Annotated in this window: 18 protein-coding genes and 1 tRNA gene; 14 read left to right on the forward strand and 5 right to left on the reverse strand. The window is 51.0% G+C overall.

Features of this window, described 5'->3' with window-relative positions; translation table 11 throughout:
- Positions 1-21: 21 nt before the first annotated feature.
- Together BUB06_RS06150 and BUB06_RS06155 are read right to left on the reverse strand one after the other, a co-directional pair.
- On the reverse strand, positions 22-483 hold the full coding sequence (locus tag BUB06_RS06150) for a lysozyme (RefSeq protein WP_039470720.1): 462 nt from the start codon (positions 481-483) through the stop codon (positions 22-24).
- A complete protein-coding gene (locus tag BUB06_RS06155; protein ID WP_039470722.1) occupies positions 476-1,069 on the reverse strand; it encodes a DUF2589 domain-containing protein in 594 nt (197 codons plus the stop codon). The genes BUB06_RS06150 and BUB06_RS06155 overlap by 8 nt, the downstream gene beginning before the upstream one ends.
- A gap of 434 nt (positions 1,070-1,503) precedes the next feature.
- On the opposite strand from BUB06_RS06155, the gene BUB06_RS06160 reads away from it, so the two are divergent.
- The 12 genes from BUB06_RS06160 to BUB06_RS06210 all read left to right on the forward strand — a co-directional run bounded on the left by BUB06_RS06160 (position 1,504) and on the right by BUB06_RS06210 (position 14,729).
- Positions 1,504-2,118 (forward strand): response regulator transcription factor, encoded by a 615-nt coding sequence (locus BUB06_RS06160; protein ID WP_039470724.1) that lies wholly within the window; start codon positions 1,504-1,506, stop codon positions 2,116-2,118.
- Positions 2,119-2,428: 310 nt separating this feature from the next.
- A tRNA-Met gene (locus BUB06_RS06165) sits at positions 2,429-2,505 on the forward strand.
- A gap of 218 nt (positions 2,506-2,723) precedes the next feature.
- The gene (gene rimP, locus BUB06_RS06170; RefSeq protein WP_010279686.1) at positions 2,724-3,176 is read left to right on the forward strand and encodes a ribosome maturation factor RimP; all 453 of its coding nucleotides are present in this window, start codon (positions 2,724-2,726) and stop codon (positions 3,174-3,176) included.
- Positions 3,177-3,197: 21 nt separating this feature from the next.
- Positions 3,198-4,727, forward strand: coding sequence for a transcription termination factor NusA (gene nusA, locus BUB06_RS06175; RefSeq protein WP_010300006.1), 1,530 nt, complete (start codon positions 3,198-3,200; stop codon positions 4,725-4,727).
- Between the two features lie 25 nt (positions 4,728-4,752).
- On the forward strand, positions 4,753-7,452 hold the full coding sequence (infB, locus tag BUB06_RS06180; protein WP_010300008.1) for a translation initiation factor IF-2: 2,700 nt from the start codon (positions 4,753-4,755) through the stop codon (positions 7,450-7,452).
- Positions 7,453-7,526: 74 nt separating this feature from the next.
- Entirely contained in the window at positions 7,527-7,925 is a 399-nt protein-coding gene (rbfA, locus tag BUB06_RS06185) for a 30S ribosome-binding factor RbfA (protein ID WP_010279693.1), read from the forward strand.
- Positions 7,925-8,869: a tRNA pseudouridine(55) synthase TruB gene (gene truB, locus BUB06_RS06190; protein WP_039470726.1), complete on the forward strand. Its 945-nt coding sequence runs from the start codon at positions 7,925-7,927 to the stop codon at positions 8,867-8,869. Before rbfA ends, truB begins: the two co-directional genes overlap by 1 nt.
- Positions 8,870-8,991: 122 nt before the next feature.
- Positions 8,992-9,261, forward strand: a complete 270-nt coding sequence (rpsO, locus tag BUB06_RS06195; RefSeq protein WP_010279698.1) for a 30S ribosomal protein S15 — start codon at positions 8,992-8,994, stop codon at positions 9,259-9,261.
- Between the two features lie 249 nt (positions 9,262-9,510).
- The gene (gene pnp / locus BUB06_RS06200) at positions 9,511-11,631 is read left to right on the forward strand and encodes a polyribonucleotide nucleotidyltransferase (protein ID WP_010300014.1); all 2,121 of its coding nucleotides are present in this window, start codon (positions 9,511-9,513) and stop codon (positions 11,629-11,631) included.
- Positions 11,632-11,771: 140 nt separating this feature from the next.
- Positions 11,772-12,656, forward strand: a complete 885-nt coding sequence (nlpI, locus tag BUB06_RS06205; RefSeq protein WP_010279700.1) for a lipoprotein NlpI — start codon at positions 11,772-11,774, stop codon at positions 12,654-12,656.
- 110 nt (positions 12,657-12,766) lie between these two features.
- Entirely contained in the window at positions 12,767-12,838 is a 72-nt protein-coding gene (yrbN, locus tag BUB06_RS22440) for a protein YrbN (protein ID WP_223193433.1), read from the forward strand.
- Positions 12,831-14,729 (forward strand): DEAD/DEAH family ATP-dependent RNA helicase, encoded by a 1,899-nt coding sequence (locus BUB06_RS06210; protein WP_039470728.1) that lies wholly within the window; start codon positions 12,831-12,833, stop codon positions 14,727-14,729. The genes yrbN and BUB06_RS06210 overlap by 8 nt, the downstream gene beginning before the upstream one ends.
- Before the next feature lie 87 nt (positions 14,730-14,816).
- On the opposite strand, the gene BUB06_RS06215 is transcribed toward BUB06_RS06210, so the two are convergent.
- The 3 genes from BUB06_RS06215 to ubiU all read right to left on the reverse strand — a co-directional run bounded on the left by BUB06_RS06215 (position 14,817) and on the right by ubiU (position 17,874).
- Positions 14,817-15,824 carry a luciferase-like monooxygenase gene (locus BUB06_RS06215; protein WP_039470730.1) on the reverse strand — a complete coding sequence of 336 codons (1,008 nt, stop codon included), beginning with the start codon at positions 15,822-15,824 and terminating at the stop codon, positions 14,817-14,819.
- A 164-nt stretch (positions 15,825-15,988) separates the two neighbouring features.
- Positions 15,989-16,867 carry a U32 family peptidase gene (locus tag BUB06_RS06220; protein WP_039470732.1) on the reverse strand — a complete coding sequence of 293 codons (879 nt, stop codon included), beginning with the start codon at positions 16,865-16,867 and terminating at the stop codon, positions 15,989-15,991.
- Between the two features lie 11 nt (positions 16,868-16,878).
- Positions 16,879-17,874: a ubiquinone anaerobic biosynthesis protein UbiU gene (gene ubiU, locus BUB06_RS06225; RefSeq protein ID WP_039470733.1), complete on the reverse strand. Its 996-nt coding sequence runs from the start codon at positions 17,872-17,874 to the stop codon at positions 16,879-16,881.
- Positions 17,875-18,230: 356 nt separating this feature from the next.
- On the opposite strand from ubiU, the gene ubiT reads away from it, so the two are divergent.
- Both ubiT and BUB06_RS06235 read left to right on the forward strand, forming a co-directional pair.
- Complete coding sequence (gene ubiT, locus BUB06_RS06230) at positions 18,231-18,755, forward strand: ubiquinone anaerobic biosynthesis accessory factor UbiT (protein ID WP_039470736.1); 525 nt, start codon at positions 18,231-18,233, stop codon at positions 18,753-18,755.
- Positions 18,749-19,291: a GNAT family N-acetyltransferase gene (locus tag BUB06_RS06235; RefSeq protein WP_039470738.1), complete on the forward strand. Its 543-nt coding sequence runs from the start codon at positions 18,749-18,751 to the stop codon at positions 19,289-19,291. Before ubiT ends, BUB06_RS06235 begins: the two co-directional genes overlap by 7 nt.
- Positions 19,292-19,298 lie beyond the last annotated feature (7 nt).

The raw sequence follows: 19,298 nt of genomic DNA on the forward strand, positions 1-19,298 counted from the left end.
TTTTTTAACTTTTTTTGAATATTAATTTGGTGTGATGGCCTGTAGGAAAAGTGCTTTCTCTGCTTCTCTACGGCGCAGGAGCCCTTCCACGACTTGTTGACCATCTTTGTCCCAGCGTGGGAATTGATCGGCTGCGGCAGCATAGCCACCTTGGTTAAGCAGGCGTAATAATGTCGACGTCTTCAGGCTATTGACGCCCAGGTTGTAGGTAAATGACGTTAATGCACCAAATTGATTTCCGTTGAGATCAACGGTCACATAATGCTGAACACCGGCCTCCGCCGTTTTTAAGTCCTGCCGTAACAATGAATCCGCTTCCTGAAGGGTAATTCCATTATCAAAGTTTTCATTCGGCAGTATTAAATGTCCATATCCAATCGTCCATTTACCTGCTGTGTCACGATACTTTGTTAATTTCAGACCTTCAAAACTCTTAATCAGCGAGAGACCTGCTTCATTGATCGTATCTGGAATATTAGCCATTGCTTTTTTCCTCTTGCGTTATTCGGGGGAGAACGAGATTGGTGTATTCATCAATTAACCGCATGATGCTTTCTGGAGGATCCAGCGCAGTGAATTGCATTTCTATATCGACGTGCTGACTATTTCTTCCTTTTTTGTTTTTGCCTGAAGGCGACATGCTGACGTGAAAATTAGTGATGTTATGAGCGTCTAAAGATGAGGTGATTTCGTCCTGGCTGACCGAATCGGTTCTCACTGTCATTTGCACTTTCATTTTTTCCAGCATCAACCCCCTTGGAGTAGAAAGGGCAACCAGTGGCAGTTCGACGTGGTGTCGGGGATCGAGTTGAATCGCAACGGTCTTCGGGGTTAACACGCCATCAGCGTCACGTTCAAAAAAAGGCTCGAGAGTCTGTTGATATTGATGAGCGATAAATTGATTGGCGGCGGTGGCAGCATGCTGCATACCGCGAGCAATATCTGCTAGCGTCATTGCCTTTGATGACTCCGTGAGATGGTTCTGTGGGGAATGGATATTTTCCCCTTGGGTATTATCACCATTTTTTGTTTTTTTATTTTCCCCCGTGATCCAACTCTTGAATGACATACTCTCTCCTTATCTTAATTTCCAGTTGCTAAACATAAACAATCTGGAGGGGAATGCATGATAATTTGAGAAGACGTTAACAGTTAATGAAAAAATAACGTATCAGTCATTGTGTTGGAGGCGTCATGTAATATGACATAGGCCGTTTTTTCACTATTTTAAAATTGATTGCGTTAGGTGTTTTTGTATGTTTGTGGAATTATTACACTATGGTGGTTTATTCTGAGATAATGTTTCATTGCTAGTGGTATTCCTTTTCAGTTTTTCATCTGAAATTATCATGTCAGTATGCGCGAATAAATATGGCTAAGTCTATAAGGTAAACGGCATATGCCAAATGGCGCAACATCATATCTTTCAAGATAGGCTAAAACTTATTAGAGAGTACTTTTAAATATGGCATTTTTAAAATAAAGGTAAATGGAGATTGCACAGTGAATGTTGTTATTATTGACAAATCCCCTGTTTTCATTCAGGGCTTATCTGTTGGACTGAATGATTTTATGCACGATGTCAATATTGTTGGCGTAAATGAAATTGATGATGTATGGCCTTGTCTTGAGGAGATGAACAACGCTTTTATTTTACTAAATTGTAATAAAGAAAATGGAGAGTGCAGTTTATTCCTTGAGGAACTGCATGAGAAATATATTGGTGTTAGTGTAATTATTATGGTTGATGCGATTGAAAGACATATTTTGAATAACTATCTTAAACACCATGTTATGGGCGTCATTCTTAAAACATCGCCGGTTGATTCTATTGCTCAGGCATTAAAAACGGTGTCGATGGGTATGGTCTGTTTACCGGATGATGGGGTGATCTATGAGGGGTGGAGTGTCGATAACAGTGTAAAAGGCAAACTCAGTGAAAGGCAGCATGAGGTTCTACAGCTGATTGCGTCAGGGGCTTCTAATAAACAAATCAGTCGAACATTAAACATCAGTGCAGGAACCGTGAAGTCACACCTGGAGTCGATTTTCAGGCGGCTTAATGTGCGTAACAGAACACAGGCTGCGATCGTACTATTAGAAGAAGAACGAAGATAAGTTCTATCCTATTATATTATTCAGTTATTGTTTGATTTTTAAGCATCAGGGAATCCCCCACAGCGTCACCTCTTTCAGCTATTTCTGGCGTCCGTGCCTTTTTGCAACGGTTTGCCCGCTTTGTAGCTCGCGTGACGACACAAGATCTGCTTCCTACAGTGGAATACCATCATCGCGATGGCCGCTTCTACGCCCTTTAATGATTCTTGACAAAAGAACGAATTACACGTATAAGAATCGCCTTCGAACCAATCCTATGGATGACTTGCATTTATGCAGTTGTCAGCGTAGTATTTGCCACGATTTCGGACGCGGGGTGGAGCAGCTTGGTAGCTCGTCGGGCTCATAACCCGAAGGTCGTCGGTTCAAATCCGGCCCCCGCAACCACTTAACTTCCAGTAAAGTGTTTTTTCAAATACGTTCTTCACTCAATTTCTATCTCTTTTTGCAGTGATTTTTGAAAAAATCCTTCACCGAAAGTTATGCCGCATCGGTAAGCGGTATTAGGGTCCAGTTGCATAAAGCCCCGATTTATCGGGGTTTTTTGTTATTTGGCAACAAACAACTGGGCTATTAGGCCCTTTTTTTATGTCTTGGGGGTGGACTTGTCCACATTAGAGCAAAAATTAACAGAGATGATTTCAGCACCCGTTGCCGCATTAGGCTACGAATTGGTTGGGATTGAATTCATCCGTAGTCGCCAATCGACGCTGCGTATCTATATTGATAGTGAAGATGGAATCACTGTTGATGATTGTGCTGATGTCAGCCACCAGGTCAGTGCGGTATTGGACGTAGAAGATCCAATCACTGTCGCCTATAACCTGGAGGTTTCGTCTCCAGGGCTTGAGCGTCCCTTATTCACGGCAGCACATTATCTGCATTTCGTTGGTGAAGAAGTCACCGTGGTGCTGCGTATGGCAGTCCAGAATCGCCGTAAATGGTTGGGTGTGATCAAAGCTGTTGACGGCGAAATGATCACCATAACAGTGGAAGGCAAAGATGAAGTATTCGCACTGAGCAACATTCAGAAAGCGAATCTTGTACCCCACTTTTAAAGTTTGGATGAGGCAACTAGGATGAACAAAGAGATTCTGGCTGTTGTTGAAGCAGTTTCCAATGAGAAAGCCCTTCCGCGCGAGAAGATTTTTGAAGCGCTGGAAACCGCACTGGCGACAGCGACCAAGAAAAAATATGAGCAGGAAATTGATGTCCGCGTCAGTATCGATCGCAAAACGGGCGATTTTGATACCTTCCGCCGTTGGTTAGTGGTGAATGAAGTCACTCAGCCAACCCGCGAAATTACGCTTGAAGCGGCGCAGTTTGAAGATCCTGCTCTTGATGTTGGCGGTTACGTTGAAGATCAAATCGAATCCGTAACTTTTGACCGCATTACGACGCAAACGGCAAAACAGGTTATCGTACAGAAAGTTCGTGAAGCAGAACGTGCGATGGTTGTTGATCAGTTCCGTGAGCAAGAAGGCGAGATTATCACCGGTGTCGTGAAGAAGGTGAACCGTGATAATATTTCGCTTGAAGTCAGACCAATCGATGGCTCTAACACCAGTGCAGAAGCGGTAATTGGCCGTGAAGACATGCTGCCTCGTGAAAATTTCCGCCCTGGCGACCGTATTCGTGGCGTGCTGTACTCTGTTCGTCCTGAAGCTCGCGGTGCTCAACTGTTTGTCAGCCGTTCCCGCCCGGAAATGCTGGTTGAACTCTTCCGCATTGAAGTGCCAGAAATCGGTGAAGAAGTTATCGAGATTAAGGCAGCGGCCCGCGATCCGGGTTCACGTGCAAAAATTGCAGTGAAGACGAACGACAAACGTATCGATCCTGTCGGTGCTTGTGTCGGTATGCGCGGTGCGCGTGTGCAGGCTGTTTCCAGCGAGCTGGGCGGCGAGCGTATTGATATCATTCTGTGGGATGATAATCCTGCACAGTTTGTCATCAATGCCATGGCACCTGCCGATGTGGTATCGATCGTGGTTGATGAAGATACCTGCACGATGGATATCGCTGTTGAGTCGAGCAATCTGGCTCAGGCGATTGGTCGAAACGGGCAGAACGTACGTTTGGCCTCCCAACTGTTGAAACAGCATCGTTCAGACGATCGTTGGGAACTGAACGTGATGACAGTGGAAGATCTTCAAGCCAAGCATCAGGCTGAAGCACATGCTGCAATCGACGTCTTTACCAAGCACCTTGATATTGATGAAGAGTTTGCCACCGTGCTGGTTGAAGAAGGTTTCTCCTCACTTGAAGAACTGGCTTACGTGCCAATCAAGGAACTGTTGGCCATCGAAGGCCTTGATGAAGAAACCGTTGAAGCATTGCGTGAGCGTGCGAAAGCCGCATTAACAACGTTGGCACTGGCGCATGAAGAAAGCCTGGGTGACGGTCAACCTGCTGAAGACTTGCTTGGCTTGCCTGGGCTGTCGCGTGAGTTGGCATTCAAGCTTGCTGCGATCGGTGTTTGTACGCTGGAAGATCTTGCTGAACAGGGTGTTGACGACCTGACAGATATTGAAGAGCTCAATGATGAGCAAGCGGGCGAATTGATTATGGCCGCACGTAATATCTGTTGGTTTGGCGACGACAACGAATAACGAACTGTAGCAGGAAAGGAACAGCATGACAGATGTAACCGTAAAATCGCTGGCAGCAGAGATTCAGACGCCGGTTGACCGCCTGATACAGCAGTTTGCTGATGCGGGAATGACCAAGTCTGCATCAGACTCTGTGACCCAGCATGAAAAAGAAACGTTATTGGCGCATTTGAACCGCGATCGCGGTAATGCACCGAGTAAATTGACGCTGCAACGCAAAACGCGCAGCACGTTAAATGTCCCTAGCACCGGCGGAAAAAGTAAGTCGGTGCAGATCGAAGTCCGCAAGACACGCACTTATGTAAAACGCGATCCGATTGATGCCCAACAGGCTGAAGAGGAAGAGCAGGCACGGCGTGAAGCGGAAGAACAGGCACAACGTGCCGCTGAAGAGCAGGCTAAACGCGAGGCCGATCTGCGCGAAGCTGCTGAGAAAGCGAAGCGTGCTGCCGACGAGCAAGCCAAACGTGAGGCCGCTGAAAAAGCTAAGCGTGATGTAGCGGAAAAAGAAAAAGTGACGAACCAACAAAACGAAAATATGACCAAGCCGGCTCAGTCTGAGAAAGCGAAACGTGAAGCGGAAGCTGCCGAACTTAAGCGTAAAGCAGAAGAAACTGCACGCCTTAAGGTTGAAGAAGAAGCTCGTCGTATTGCTGAAGAAGCTCGCCGTATGGCTGAAGAAAATGCCGGGCGTTGGGAAGCGGAAAGCGCTAAACCTGAAGAATCTGCCGATTATCATGTGACGACTTCTCATCATGCCCGCGAAGCGGAAGATGAAAACGACCGTCAGGTTGAAGGTGAGCGCCGTACCCGTACTCGCGCAGCCAAAGTCACCAAGCAGAAGAAAGGTAATCGCCAGTCTGAGTCCAAGGCTGACCGTGAAGAAGCGCGTGCTGTTACCCGTGGTGGCAAAGGTAAACGTAAGCCAAGTACACTGCAGCAGAGCTTCAATAAGCCCGCTCAGGCAGTGAACCGCGATGTGATCATCGGCGAAACGGTTACCGTTGCTGAACTGGCTAACAAAATGGCTGTTAAAGGCTCTCAGGTCATCAAAACGATGATGAAACTGGGTGCAATGGCAACCATCAACCAGGTCATCGACCAGGAAACCGCACAGCTCGTAGCGGAAGAGATGGGCCATAAAGTCATCCTGCGTCGTGAGAACGAGCTGGAAGAAGCGGTAATGAGCGACCGTGATACGGGTGTTGCGGCGGAATCCCGCGCGCCAGTCGTGACCATCATGGGTCACGTTGACCACGGTAAAACCTCGCTGCTTGACTATATTCGTTCAACCAAGGTAGCAGCAGGTGAAGCGGGTGGTATTACCCAGCACATCGGTGCTTACCACGTTGAAACTGACAACGGTATGATCACGTTCCTGGATACACCGGGACACGCCGCGTTTACCGCAATGCGTGCTCGTGGTGCTCAGGCAACGGATATCGTGGTACTGGTTGTCGCAGCGGATGATGGCGTGATGCCTCAGACCATCGAAGCGATCCAGCACGCGAAAGCGGCTCAGGTTCCGGTTGTTGTTGCAGTAAACAAAATCGATAAGCCTGACTCTGATCCAGACCGTGTGAAAACTGAACTGTCTCAGTACGGCATTATGCCGGAAGAGTGGGGCGGCGAATCTCAGTTTGTCCACGTATCTGCTAAAGCGGGTACCGGTATCGACGAACTGCTGGATGCGATTCTGTTGCAGGCCGAAGTTCTGGAACTGAAAGCGGTCCGTAGCGGCATGGCGAACGGTGTCGTGATCGAATCCTTCCTGGATAAAGGTCGTGGCCCAGTTGCAACCGTACTGGTTCGTGAAGGTACGCTGAATAAAGGCGATATCGTTCTGTGCGGCTTCGAATATGGCCGTGTTCGTGCGATGCGTGATGAATTAGGTCGTGAAATTACGTCTGCGGGTCCTTCTATTCCTGTAGAAATTCTCGGTATGTCCGGTGTGCCTGCTGCAGGTGACGAAGCGACGGTTGTTCGTGACGAGAAGAAAGCACGTGAAGTAGCCTTGTATCGTCAGGGTAAATTCCGTGAAGTTAAGCTGGCTCGTCAGCAGAAATCTAAACTGGAAAACATGTTTGCCAACATGACAGAAGGTGAAGTTTCTGAGCTGAACATCGTTCTGAAATCTGACGTTCAGGGTTCTTGTGAAGCGATTTCCGATTCACTGCAGAAACTGTCTACTGACGAAGTGAAAGTGAAGATCGTCGGTTCCGGTGTGGGCGGTATCACAGAAACGGATGCTACGCTGGCAGCGGCATCGAATGCGATTATCCTTGGCTTTAACGTTCGTGCAGATGCATCAGCTCGCCGCGTAGTTGAAGCGGAAAGTCTGGATCTGCGTTATTACTCCGTCATCTATGATTTGATCGACGAAGTGAAACAGGCGATGAGCGGTATGCTGGCGCCGGAATATAAGCAAGAGATCATCGGTCTGGCCGAAGTGCGTGATGTCTTTAAATCACCGAAATTTGGCGCTATCGCCGGTTGTATGGTGACGGAAGGTATCGTTAAGCGTCACAACAAGATCCGTGTACTGCGTGACAACGTGGTGATCTATGAAGGCGAGCTGGAATCTCTGCGCCGCTTCAAAGATGACGTTAACGAAGTCCGTAACGGCATGGAATGTGGTATCGGCGTGAAGAACTACAACGACGTTCGCCCTGGCGATATGATCGAAGTCTTTGAAACGATTGAGATCAAACGTACGATCGCGTAATCCGTTTTCGGCGACGACGTAAGTGATTCGTAAGGGGGGCCTAGTGCCCCCCGATTTTTACTGGAGAATTTATCATGGCAAAAGAATTCAGCCGCACCCAGCGCGTTGCGCAGGAAATGCAAAAAGAAATCGCCATTATCATTCAGCGTGAAGTGAAAGATCCGCGTATCGGCATGGCGACCGTATCCGGTGTGGAAGTGTCTCGCGATCTGGCGTATGCCAAGGTTTTTGTGACCTTCCTGAATGATAACGAACCAGAGCAAGTTCAGACGGCAATCAAAGCACTGCAGGATGCGTCTGGTTTTATCCGTACCCTGGTTGGCAAAGCAATGCGCCTGCGTGTTGTCCCGGCACTGACATTCTCCTACGACAACTCATTGGTTGAAGGGATGAGAATGTCCAATCTGGTGACCAATGTGATCAAAAACGATACGGAACGTCGTTCTGTTACGGGCGAAGATCAGGAGGATTAATGAGTCGTCCTCGTCGCCGTGGCCGTGATATACACGGCGTATTGCTATTAGATAAGCCGCAGGGCGTGTCGTCTAATGATGTTTTGCAGAAGGTAAAACGGATTTTTAACGCCAACAGAGCGGGCCATACAGGGGCGTTGGATCCATTAGCCACCGGCATGTTGCCGATTTGCCTTGGGGAAGCGACGAAATTTTCCCAGTATTTGCTCGATTCTGATAAACGCTACCGTGTTATTGCTCGCCTTGGGCAACGGACTGACACCTCTGATGCCGATGGCAACGTGATTGAAGAGCGTGCGATTGGTTTTTCTGCTGCCGATCTGGAACAGGCGCTGGAAGGTTTTCGTGGTACCACGCAGCAAGTGCCATCCATGTACTCGGCGCTGAAGTATCAGGGGCGTAAGCTGTATGAGTATGCGCGTCAGGGGCTGACGGTTCCACGTGAAGCGCGTGAAATCACCGTGTACGAACTGCAGTTTATTCGCTGGGAAGGGGATGAGCTGGAGCTGGAGATTCACTGTTCGAAAGGCACGTACATCCGAACCATTATTGACGATCTGGGTGAAAAGCTGGGCTGTGGCGCGCATGTGATTTACCTGCGTCGTTTACAGGTGGCCACCTATCCTACAGAAAGAATGGTGACGCTGGAGCAGCTAGCGGCTTTGGCCGAGCAGGCTCAAACACAAGAGCTCCCACTTTCGCAGAGCCTCGATCCGCTGCTCATGCCGATGGAAAGCCCAGTTATTGATTTTCCTGAGGTGAATTTGACGCCGGTTGTCGCGGGTTATTTGAAGCTGGGGCAAGCGGTTCAGGCAGCGAATGCGCCCTCGAACGGCATGGTGAGAATCACCGAAGGTGACGAACACAAATTTATCGGAATGGGCGAAATCGACAGCGATGGCCGCGTTGCGCCACGTCGTCTGGTTGTTGAGTTTCCGGTGTAAACCCGCCTGTTGCTGCCTTGCTATCGCAGAACGCTGAGGGTAGAATAGCGCGGCTTGACTATTGGGTGGCTGAATTAGAGATCGGCGCCTGTTTTTTTATCTATAATGTTTGGAGTATTACAATGTCTCTAAGTGTTGAAGCTAAAGCTAAAATCGTAGCAGACTTCGGTCGTGGCACTAACGATAGTGGTTCTACTGAAGTTCAGGTTGCTTTGCTGACTGCGCAGATCAACCATCTGCAAGGCCACTTTTCTGAGCACAAAAAAGATCACCACAGCCGTCGTGGTCTGCTGCGTATGGTTTCTCAGCGTCGTAAGCTGCTGGACTACCTGAAGCGTAAAGATGTAGCACGTTACACCAGTCTGATCGAGCGTCTGGGTCTGCGTCGCTAAGTCTTCTGAGTTTCAGTGGGAAGGGGCCTCTTTTGGCCCCTTTCTTCTAGGAAGCGTTAGCAAAACAGAGTAGTGTATTGTTGTTAATATGATCTTTCATTACAGAGGTTCGCGCGGCTAATGAGAGGCTTTATCTGCATAAGCAAGATAAGGGTTGTCATTAGTCGTGAGGATGTAGTGTAAAGGTCGGGAGTTCACTGGCGCGTTTATCTTGAATACGTGTAGCGCGCCCCAGCTAAGGATATTATTTTGCTGAATCCGATCGTCCGTAAGTTCCAATATGGTCAGCATACCGTCACGTTAGAGACCGGTATGATGGCACGCCAGGCTACCGCCGCTGTGATGGTAAGCATGGATGACACCGCGGTATTCGTTACCGTTGTAGGCGCTAAAAGTGCTAAACCTGGTCAAAGTTTCTTCCCATTAACGGTTAACTATCAGGAGCGTACTTACGCTGCTGGACGTTTCCCTGGTGGTTTCTTCCGCCGTGAAGGCCGTCCAAGCGAAGGTGAAACGCTGACCTCTCGTCTGATTGACCGCCCGATCCGCCCTCTGTTCCCAGAAGGTTTCCTGAATGAAGTTCAGGTGATTGCGACCGTCGTTTCTGTTAACCCACAGGTTAGCCCTGACATCGTTGCCATGATCGGTGCCTCTGCGGCGCTGAGCCTGTCTGGTATTCCGTTCAACGGTCCTATCGGTGTTGCACGCGTCGGTTACCTGAACGATCAGTATGTCCTGAACCCAACGATGGATGAGCTGAAAGAAAGCCGTCTGGATCTGGTGGTTGCAGGTACAGAAGGCGCGGTTCTGATGGTGGAATCCGAAGCTGAGCTGCTGAGCGAAGATCAGATGCTGGGTGCTGTGGTGTTTGGTCACGAGCAACAGCAGATCGTTATCCAGAACATCAACGCTCTGGTTGCTGAAGCTGGCAAACCGAAGTGGGACTGGCATGCGCCAGAAGTTAACGTTTCTTTAGAGCAGCGTGTACAGGCTTTGTCTGAAGCACGTCTGGGTGACGCTTACCGCATCACTGAAAAACAAGAGCGTTATGCACAAGTTGACGTCATCAAAGCTGATGTTGTTGCCGCTCTGCAAGCTGAAGACGAAACGCTGAATGCGGGCGATATCCAGGAAATTCTGGGTAACGTTGAGAAAAATGTCGTACGTAGCCGCGTGCTGGCTGGCGAACCGCGTATCGATGGCCGTGAAAAAGACATGATTCGTGGTTTGGATGTGCGTACTGGCGTACTGCCGCGTACCCACGGTTCTGCGCTGTTCACCCGTGGTGAAACGCAGGCGTTGGTAACGGCAACGTTGGGGACTGAGCGTGATGCGCAGAATATCGACGAACTGACCGGTGAACGTACCGATCGCTTCCTGCTGCACTACAACTTCCCTCCGTACTCTGTTGGTGAAACCGGTATGGTCGGTTCACCTAAGCGTCGTGAAATCGGTCACGGTCGTCTGGCTAAGCGTGGCGTGTTGGCCGTTATGCCGAAGGCGAACGAATTCCCGTACACCGTGCGTGTGGTGTCTGAAATCACTGAATCCAACGGTTCTTCTTCCATGGCGTCTGTCTGCGGTGCTTCTCTGGCACTGATGGATGCAGGCGTGCCAATCAAATCAGCCGTTGCGGGTATCGCGATGGGTCTGGTGAAAGAAGGCGACAACTTTGTTGTTCTGTCCGACATTCTGGGTGACGAAGACCACCTGGGCGATATGGACTTTAAAGTTGCCGGTAGCCGTGAAGGTATCACCGCGCTGCAGATGGATATCAAGATCGAAGGGATTACCCGTGAGATCATGCAGGTTGCTTTGAATCAGGCCAAAGGTGCACGTTTGCACATTCTGGGCGTGATGGAGCAGGCGATCAGCACGCCACGTGGCGATATCTCTGAATTCGCACCACGTATTCACACCATCAAAATCAGTACCGATAAGATCAAAGATGTCATCGGTAAAGGTGGTTCTGTGATTCGTGCGCTGACGGAAGAAACAGGCACGACGATTGAAATCGAAGACGATGGTACTGTGAAGATCGCTTCAACCGACGGCGAAAAAGCGAAACACGCGATTCGTCGTATTGAAGAGATCACTGCCGAAATCGAAGTCGGCCGCGTGTATCAGGGTAAAGTTACCCGCATCGTTGATTTTGGTGCTTTCGTCGCTATCGGCGGCGGCAAAGAAGGCCTGGTGCATATTTCTCAGATCGCCGACAAGCGCGTAGAGAAAGTGACTGACTACCTGCAAATGGGTCAGGAAGTGCCGGTCAAGGTTCTGGAAGTTGATCGTCAGGGCCGCGTGCGCTTAAGCATCAAAGAAGCAACTGCGCAAACTCAGGAAGCGGCAGCCCCGTCTTCTGAGGAATAACGACTGTTAGATAACGGTCTTATGGCACCTTGCCTGATTATCATGGCAAGGTGCTGCGTGTATCGTAAGGGAATGGATGTCCTTGCGTTGAGCGGTCCGGGACAGGATGTTCATCCAATGTTTGTCTTCGGGAGTGGGAAATGAAGCCTTTCTTGCGCTGGTGTTATGTTGCAACAGCACTCATGCTGGCAGGATGCAGCAACACGGATTGGCGTAAAGACGCAGTATTGGCGATTCCGTTACAGCCTACTTTACAGCAGGAAGTGATTCTGGCACGCATGGAACAAATCCTTGCAAGCCGGGCATTAACCGATGATGAGCGAGCACAGCTATTATATGAGCGCGGAGTGCTGTATGATAGTCTCGGGTTACGGGCATTGGCGCGGAATGATTTTTCACAAGCGCTGACTATCCGCCCTGATATTCCAGAAGTTTTTAACTATTTGGGTATCTATTTAACGCAGGCAGGCAATTTTGATGCTGCCTATGAAGCGTTTGATTCTGTACTAGAGCTTGATCCAACTTACAATTATGCGCGTTTAAACCGGGGCATCGCTTTGTATTATGGCGGTCGCTATCTGTTAGCGCAGGATGATCTGCTGGCGTTTTATCGAGACGATCCGAATGATCCTTTCCGTTCGTTGTGGCTGTATCTTGTGGAGCGAGAAATCAATCCAGAGACGGCCAAAATTGCGTTGAAGAAACGCTATGACGACGCCAAGAAAGGGCCTTGGGGATGGAATATTGTCGAATTCTATCTGGGCAGTATCAGTGAAAAAACACTGATGCAGCGTTTACAGGTAGAAGCTACGGATAACACTTCGCTCGCTGAGCATCTCAGTGAAACTGACTTCTATTTAGGTAAGCACTACCTAAGTCTGGGGGACAAGAACACCGCTTTGGCGCTGTTCAAGCTGACGGTTGCCAACAACGTTCATAACTTTGTTGAGCACCGCTATGCATTGTTGGAATTGGCGCTATTAGGCCAAGAGCAAGACGACCTATCAGGATCGGACCAGCAATAGCTGACGAACACTTAATCAGCCTGAAAAACTTCGGTTATCACCTTCACGGGTGAGGGCTTTTTTGTTCGCTTTTTAATCCAATTTGAGCCGGTTCACACTTTTCAATGAAAATGACTGAAAATTTTCACGACGAGTTATGTAGACTGGCCGCCATGTTTAATGAGGCACGTGTACATGACTGATTTAGTAACTTCTTTTGCCGATTTGGGGCTGAACACCTCTATCCTTAATGCCCTGACTGATTTGGGCTATGAAAAACCGTCTCCGATTCAGGCGGAATGTATTCCCCACCTGCTGAACGGTCGCGATGTGCTGGGTATGGCACAGACCGGTAGCGGTAAAACAGCAGCGTTCTCTCTGCCATTACTGAACAATCTGAAACCTGAACTTAAAGCACCACAGATTCTGGTGCTGGCACCGACCCGCGAACTGGCGGTGCAGGTAGCAGAGGCCTGCAATGATTTCTCCAAACATATGCACGGCGTGAATGTCGTTGCACTGTACGGCGGCCAGCGTTATGACGTGCAACTGCGCGCTTTGCGTGGCGGAGCACAGATCGTTGTGGGTACGCCGGGCCGTCTGCTGGATCACCTGAAACGCGGTACGTTGGATCTGTCCAACCTGAGTGGTCTGGTGCTGGACGAAGCTGATGAAATGCTGCGTATGGGCTTCATTGAAGATGTTGAAAACATCATGGCTCAGATCCCTGCTCAACATCAGACTGCGCTGTTCTCTGCGACCATGCCGGAAGCGATTCGCCGCATTACGCGCCGTTTCATGAAAGATCCGCAAGAAGTTCGCATTCAATCAAGCATTACTACGCGTCCAGACATCAGCCAGAGCTACTGGACGGTGCAGGGCATGCGTAAAAATGAAGCGCTGGTACGTTTCCTGGAAGCGGAAGATTTTGATGCGGCGATTATTTTCGTTCGTACCAAGAATGCGACGCTGGAAGTGGCCGAAGCTCTGGAGCGTAGCGGTTACAACAGCGCCGCGCTGAACGGTGATATGAATCAGGCGCTGCGTGAGCAAACGCTGGAGCGTCTGAAAGATGGCCGTCTTGATATCCTGATCGCAACCGACGTTGCGGCGCGTGGTCTGGACGTTGAGCGTATCAGCCTGGTAGTGAACTACGATATCCCGATGGATTCCGAGTCTTACGTTCACCGTATTGGCCGTACTGGCCGTGCAGGTCGTGCGGGCCGTGCTCTGCTGTTCGTCGAAAACCGTGAACGTCGCCTGCTGCGCAACGTTGAGCGCACAATGAAGCTGACAATTCCAGAAGTGGAATTGCCAAATGCAGAATTGCTGGGTCAACGTCGTCTGGCTAAGTTTGCCGCTAAAGTACAGCAACAGCTGGAAAGCAGCGATCTGGATATGTACCGTGCGCTGCTGACAAAACTGCAGCCGCAGGAAGAGCTGGATGTTGAAACGCTGGCTGCTGCGCTGCTGAAAATGGCGCAGGGCGAACGTCCTCTGATTCTGCCACCCGATCCGGTATTCCGTCCTCGTCGTGAATTCCGCGATCGTGATGAGTCTCGCAGTGATTCACGTGGCGATCGTCGTCGTGAGCCTCGCGATTCCCGTGAACCTCGTGATGGCGATCGTCCGCAGCGTCGCGAACGTCGTGATGCTGGTGAGATGGAACTGTATCGTATTGAAGTGGGTCGTGATGACGGCGTTGAAGTGCGTCACATTGTTGGCGCCATCGCCAACGAAGGTGATATCAGCAGCCGTTATATCGGTAACATCAAGCTGTTCGCGTCTCACTCGACGATTGAATTGCCGAAAGGTATGCCGGGCGACCTGTTATCACATTTCACTCGTACGCGTATTCTGAACAAACCAATGAATATGCAGTTGATGGGTGATGCAGTTGCACAGCCAGAACGTCGTGGCGGTGGTCGTCCTGGTGGCGAACGTCGTGATGGCGCTGCGCCACGTCGCTCTTTCGGCGGTGGTGAACGCCGTGAAGGTAACGGTAACGGCGGTGAGCGTCGCGAACGTTCTTTCAACCGTGATAACCGTGACGGTGCTTCACGTGCTCCACGTCGTCGTCCTGCTGACGCGTAAGCTACGATTTTTTTAAAATCTACTGCAATACAAAACGACCCTGAACGGGTCGTTTTTTTTGGTCAGAACAAACTCACTCGTTCGATATTACAGCGTCTGCCGTACATCCATCGCGATTTCAAACGAGCGCAGTCGCGCCTGATGGTCAAAAATTTGACCATTGATCATCACTTCATCCGCCTGCGTTTCACGCAAAAGGCTCTGCAATCCATGACGGACTTTCACGCTATCGCCAACAATCGACAGCCGTAATGCTTGATCTGTACCGAACTGCTCGGCAGGCGATCCGACCGTGTCGATGTTTTCTACCGGCGCGGGCAGCGGGCCCGGTGTGCCACGGCGCAGGTTGATGAACTGTTGCTGCATCGAGGTGAAGAGGAAGCGCGCATCTCGATCGCTATCGGCTGCCACCACATTGACGCAAACCATCGCGTAGGGCTTGGCGTGGGTGGCTGAAGGGACAAAGTTCTCACGGTAGAGGCGGAATGCCTCCAGCAACATATCGGGTGCGAAATGGGCGGCAAAAGCGAAAGGTAAACCCAGTCTCGCTGCCAGCTGTGCGCTGTACAGGCTCGAGCCCAATAGCCAAATTGGAACGTGCAGACCTTGCCCAGGGACGGCTTGCACCGGTTGACCCGGCTGTGCGTCGGCAAAATAGCGCTGCAATTCCTGCACATCGCGTGGGAAATCTTCGATATCGGCATTGAGGTGACGGCGCAGTGCCATCATGGTGCGCTGGTCGGTGCCGGGTGCACGGCCTAATCCTAAATCGATACGGCCGGGGTACAGCGATTCCAGCGTACCGAACTGCTCGGCGATGACGAGCGGTGAGTGGTTTGGTAGCATCACGCCGCCGGAGCCGAGACGGATGCGTTGTGTACCCGAGGCAAGATAGCCGAGCAGCACCGACGTCGCCGCGCTGGCGATACCCGTCATGCTGTGATGTTCCGCCAGCCAATAGCGGTGATAGCCCCATTTTTCTGTCTGTTGCGCCAGATCCAGCGAGCGATGAAAGGCGTCACGCGCTGTTGCACCCTGCGGAATAGGCGCAAGATCGAGGACGGAAAACACGGTGGATTGAGAAGGTGTGGACATAATATGGCTCACTTTGTTGTTCACTGACTCCACCCATCACGGTGGATGCTAACGCCGTCAGTCAATGATGAAAGTCAGAGCAGTATGAGGGAATGTGTCTGTTATGCGTAATTCAAAAGGTGCGTTTGAGAAAAGGGCGGCTGACCGCCCTGATAGGAAATGAGTTATTGAACGAGTTCAAGGCCGGCGACGCGGCGCCAGTAGCCGTTGCAATCTGCCTGATTTTCCAGCGTTAATGGTGCATTGCCTTGTTCGTTAGCGCGGAATTTATCCAGCATCGCCGGGGTGCTGATATCGTTCGGGGACAGCCTGACGATATCGACCAGATCCTGCATTGATGCCAGTTCGTTGCCGAGGTTGTAGCAATAGCCGCTTTGCGTCTGGATGCCGTTGAGGACAAACACCTGCTGGTTCTCCTGCGACAGCATTTTTCTGCCTTGCGGATAGCTGAGGCAGCAGGTTTCGCATTCATCCTTCGGCCGATCTTCTGAGCGGGCGGTAAAGCAGCGGGCGGAATAGGCTAACGGTAAATGGCCGTAGCTGAGCACTTCCACTTCAAACTGATGGCGAAAGCCAAGCTCGTCACACTGATTCAGCAAGTTTTGCAGCCAGTCTCGGGATAGCTCAACTGGCATGCACCAGCGCACCATGCCTTGTTTATGCAGGACTCGCAGAGTGTAAGCGTTGTAGCAGTTGAGCGCGTGCCCGGCGACAAACGGCAGATTGCGTTCGGCGGCGATGTTAACTGCGCCCAGATCGTTCGCTTCCAGCAAAAACTCGCCGTTCTCCACATAGCGTTTTAGCTCGGTAAGTTCAGACGGCGCTTGTAAGAGCGCGAGCGTAGAAATCACCACCTGCTTACCGCTGTTGGCGACCTCGCGGGCAACGTTGAACCAGTCCGCCACCTTCATCAAGCGGCGTTTGCTGCACACCGTTTCGCCGAGATAAATGATATCAGCGCTGCTGTTCACCGCGGCCCGATAAAACGCCTCAACATCCTCTTTCGGCCAATAGTAGAGGATATTCCCTAATGCGTATTTCATGTGTTCTCCTGCTACTGCCATTTACGGTGATAAGCGCCGAGCGTGGTCTGCGTGCCTTCTGCCACTGCGCCTAACGCATCCATCCAGGCCTGAGTGGGAACGAATGTGTCAGGATTGGCACGGCAGCGATCGATAGCCTGTCGCCACACCTGCGTAATCTGGCTGACGTAGGCCGGGCTACGCTGGCGGCCTTCTATCTTCACAGAGGCAATATTGGCAGCCATCAATTCAGGCAGAAGCTCCAGTGTGTTCAGGCTGGTTGGTTCTTCCAGCGCATGGTAGCGCTGCCCATCGACTACATAACGGCCTTTGCACAATGTGGGGTAACCGGCGTTTTCATCGTCCTGATAGCGATCGATCAGGATATTGTTCAGGCGAGATTCCATACCGTTTTCGGTCTGCTGCCAGCGTACAAATCGCGCTGGTGAGCAGGCACCCACGGTATTCGGTGATTCACCGGTCAGATAAGAAGAGAGATAACAGCGGCCTTCCGCCATGATGCACAGGCTGCCGAAAGCGAACACTTCGAGCGGCACCGGGCTGGTGCGGGCAATTTGCTTCACTTGATGAATGGACAGCACGCGCGGCAGTACGATGCGTGAGACATCGAAATGGCGATGATAGAAACGGATCGCTTCGGTGTTTGTCGCGGAAGCCTGCACCGACACGTGACGTTCGATGTGGGGATAGCGCTCGGCGGCATATTCCAGCATGGCGAGATCGGCGAGGATCAGCACGTCGGCCCCGATCTGTGCGGCCATGTCCACGGCGCGCTGCCAGCGCTGATAGCCGTCTGGGTGAGCAAACGTATTGATGGCGATGTGCAGCTTACGCCGGTGGCGGTGCACGTACTCGCGCGCTTCCTGTAGCTTCTTATCGGTAAAATTCAGCCCGGCAAAATGACGTGCGTTGGTGTCATCTTTTAGGCCGATATAGACCGCATCTGCGCCATTATCGATGGCAGCTTTCAGTGCCGGCAGGTTGCCAGCGGGGCAAAGCAGTTCCATACACAATCCTTCATTAATCCCTTCGGGGCCGTAGCTGCTCGGTACGATCAATGATGTTCAGACTGACGATCGCGTTTATGACGGGCATTCAGCTTCTCGCCCTTGCGGGTTGCCGTAAGCGATTTTTTATCAGTCGATGAATGTTGTTAACGATTGGGAATCTTAATTAACCAAATCGGTAAGGACTTTGATTTAAGGCAGTTTATGGTGCTAATCGTCGCGCAAGGACAAAATCTGTTGGGCATAATCGGATAACCGACTAAATTATTGACATAGACCTCTGCCGCGTGCGGTGGATGTGGCAAAATGTTTGCAGATTATCTGAACAGTCAGATTGCTTTAAGAGGAGTACGCCAGTGTTGGAAAAACTACGAGCGCAGATTGTGCGTCAGGGGCCGAGCTTATTAGGTAAGCCACTCAAGTTCACTCCCTTTGCGCTACAGCGTCAGGTTTTGGAACAGATGTTGGGCTGGCAGTTCCGTCAGGCGCTGGAAGAGGGCGATCTGGCATTTCTCGAAAGCCGCTGGCTGAAAATTGAGGTGCGTGACGTTGGTTTGCAGTGGTTTATGACGCTGCGCGACGGGCGTCTGGTCGTGAGCCACGCTGAGACGCCGGATGTCAGCTTCAGTGCAGACGCGAACGATCTGATTTTGATCGCCGCGCGTAAAGAAGATCCCGATACGCTCTTTTTCCAGCGTCGTCTGCGCATTGAGGGCGATACCGAGTTAGGGTTGTATGTGAAGAACCTGATGGACGCCATTGAGCTGGAAGCCATGCCTGCGCCGCTGCGCATTGGCCTGCTGCAACTGGCGAACTTTGTTGAAGCCGGCTTACAGGAGGGCGTAGTGCAATCAACGAATCACGCGCCAGCATCATGCTAGTTCGGGTGGAAATTCCCGTTGATGCCGCAGGGATCGACAACTTATTGCGCCGTGCTTTTCCAACGGGCGCGGAAGCGGATCTGGTTCATCAACTGCGTGAAGATGGCTTATTGACGCTCGGCGTTGTGGCGACTGACGATGAAGGCGGCGTGGTGGGCTACGCGGCATTCAGCCCGGTGCTGATCGACGGTGAGGATCGCCAGTGGGTGGCGCTTGCGCCGTTGGCGGTAGACGAAAGCCTGCGTCGGCAGGGCGTGGGGGAGAAGCTGGTCTACGAAGGGCTGGATGCGCTGAATGAATTTAGCTATACCGCCGTCGTCGTGCTGGGTGAGCCAACGTACTATTCTCGTTTTGGCTTCGTTCCGGCTACAGAGCATCAGTTGCACTGCCGCTGGCCGGACAGTGCATCGGCTTTTCAGGTCTATCCGCTGGCGGATAACCATGTCGTCGGTGAGGGTCGTCCTGAGGGTGAAAGCGGGTTTGAAAGCGCGAGCGGGCTGGTGGAATACGCCGAGCCGTTTAACCGTTTTCTCTAACGTGATT

Source organism: Pectobacterium carotovorum, from assembly GCF_900129615.1.
Classification (GTDB): Bacteria; Pseudomonadota; Gammaproteobacteria; order Enterobacterales; family Enterobacteriaceae; genus Pectobacterium; species Pectobacterium carotovorum.

Coding starts and splice junctions, on each gene's coding strand:
- BUB06_RS06235 (WP_039470738.1), top strand. CDS start 18,749: ATGCTAGTTCGGGTGGAAATTCCCGTTGATGCCGCAGGGATCGACAAC.
- BUB06_RS06220 (WP_039470732.1), bottom strand. CDS start 16,867: ATGAAATACGCATTAGGGAATATCCTCTACTATTGGCCGAAAGAGGAT.
- rpsO (WP_010279698.1), top strand. CDS start 8,992: ATGTCTCTAAGTGTTGAAGCTAAAGCTAAAATCGTAGCAGACTTCGGT.
- nlpI (WP_010279700.1), top strand. CDS start 11,772: ATGAAGCCTTTCTTGCGCTGGTGTTATGTTGCAACAGCACTCATGCTG.
- BUB06_RS06155 (WP_039470722.1), bottom strand. CDS start 1,069: ATGTCATTCAAGAGTTGGATCACGGGGGAAAATAAAAAAACAAAAAAT.
- rbfA (WP_010279693.1), top strand. CDS start 7,527: ATGGCAAAAGAATTCAGCCGCACCCAGCGCGTTGCGCAGGAAATGCAA.
- nusA (WP_010300006.1), top strand. CDS start 3,198: ATGAACAAAGAGATTCTGGCTGTTGTTGAAGCAGTTTCCAATGAGAAA.
- BUB06_RS06215 (WP_039470730.1), bottom strand. CDS start 15,824: ATGTCCACACCTTCTCAATCCACCGTGTTTTCCGTCCTCGATCTTGCG.
- ubiU (WP_039470733.1), bottom strand. CDS start 17,874: ATGGAACTGCTTTGCCCCGCTGGCAACCTGCCGGCACTGAAAGCTGCC.
- truB (WP_039470726.1), top strand. CDS start 7,925: ATGAGTCGTCCTCGTCGCCGTGGCCGTGATATACACGGCGTATTGCTA.
- BUB06_RS06150 (WP_039470720.1), bottom strand. CDS start 483: ATGGCTAATATTCCAGATACGATCAATGAAGCAGGTCTCTCGCTGATT.
- BUB06_RS06210 (WP_039470728.1), top strand. CDS start 12,831: ATGACTGATTTAGTAACTTCTTTTGCCGATTTGGGGCTGAACACCTCT.
- infB (WP_010300008.1), top strand. CDS start 4,753: ATGACAGATGTAACCGTAAAATCGCTGGCAGCAGAGATTCAGACGCCG.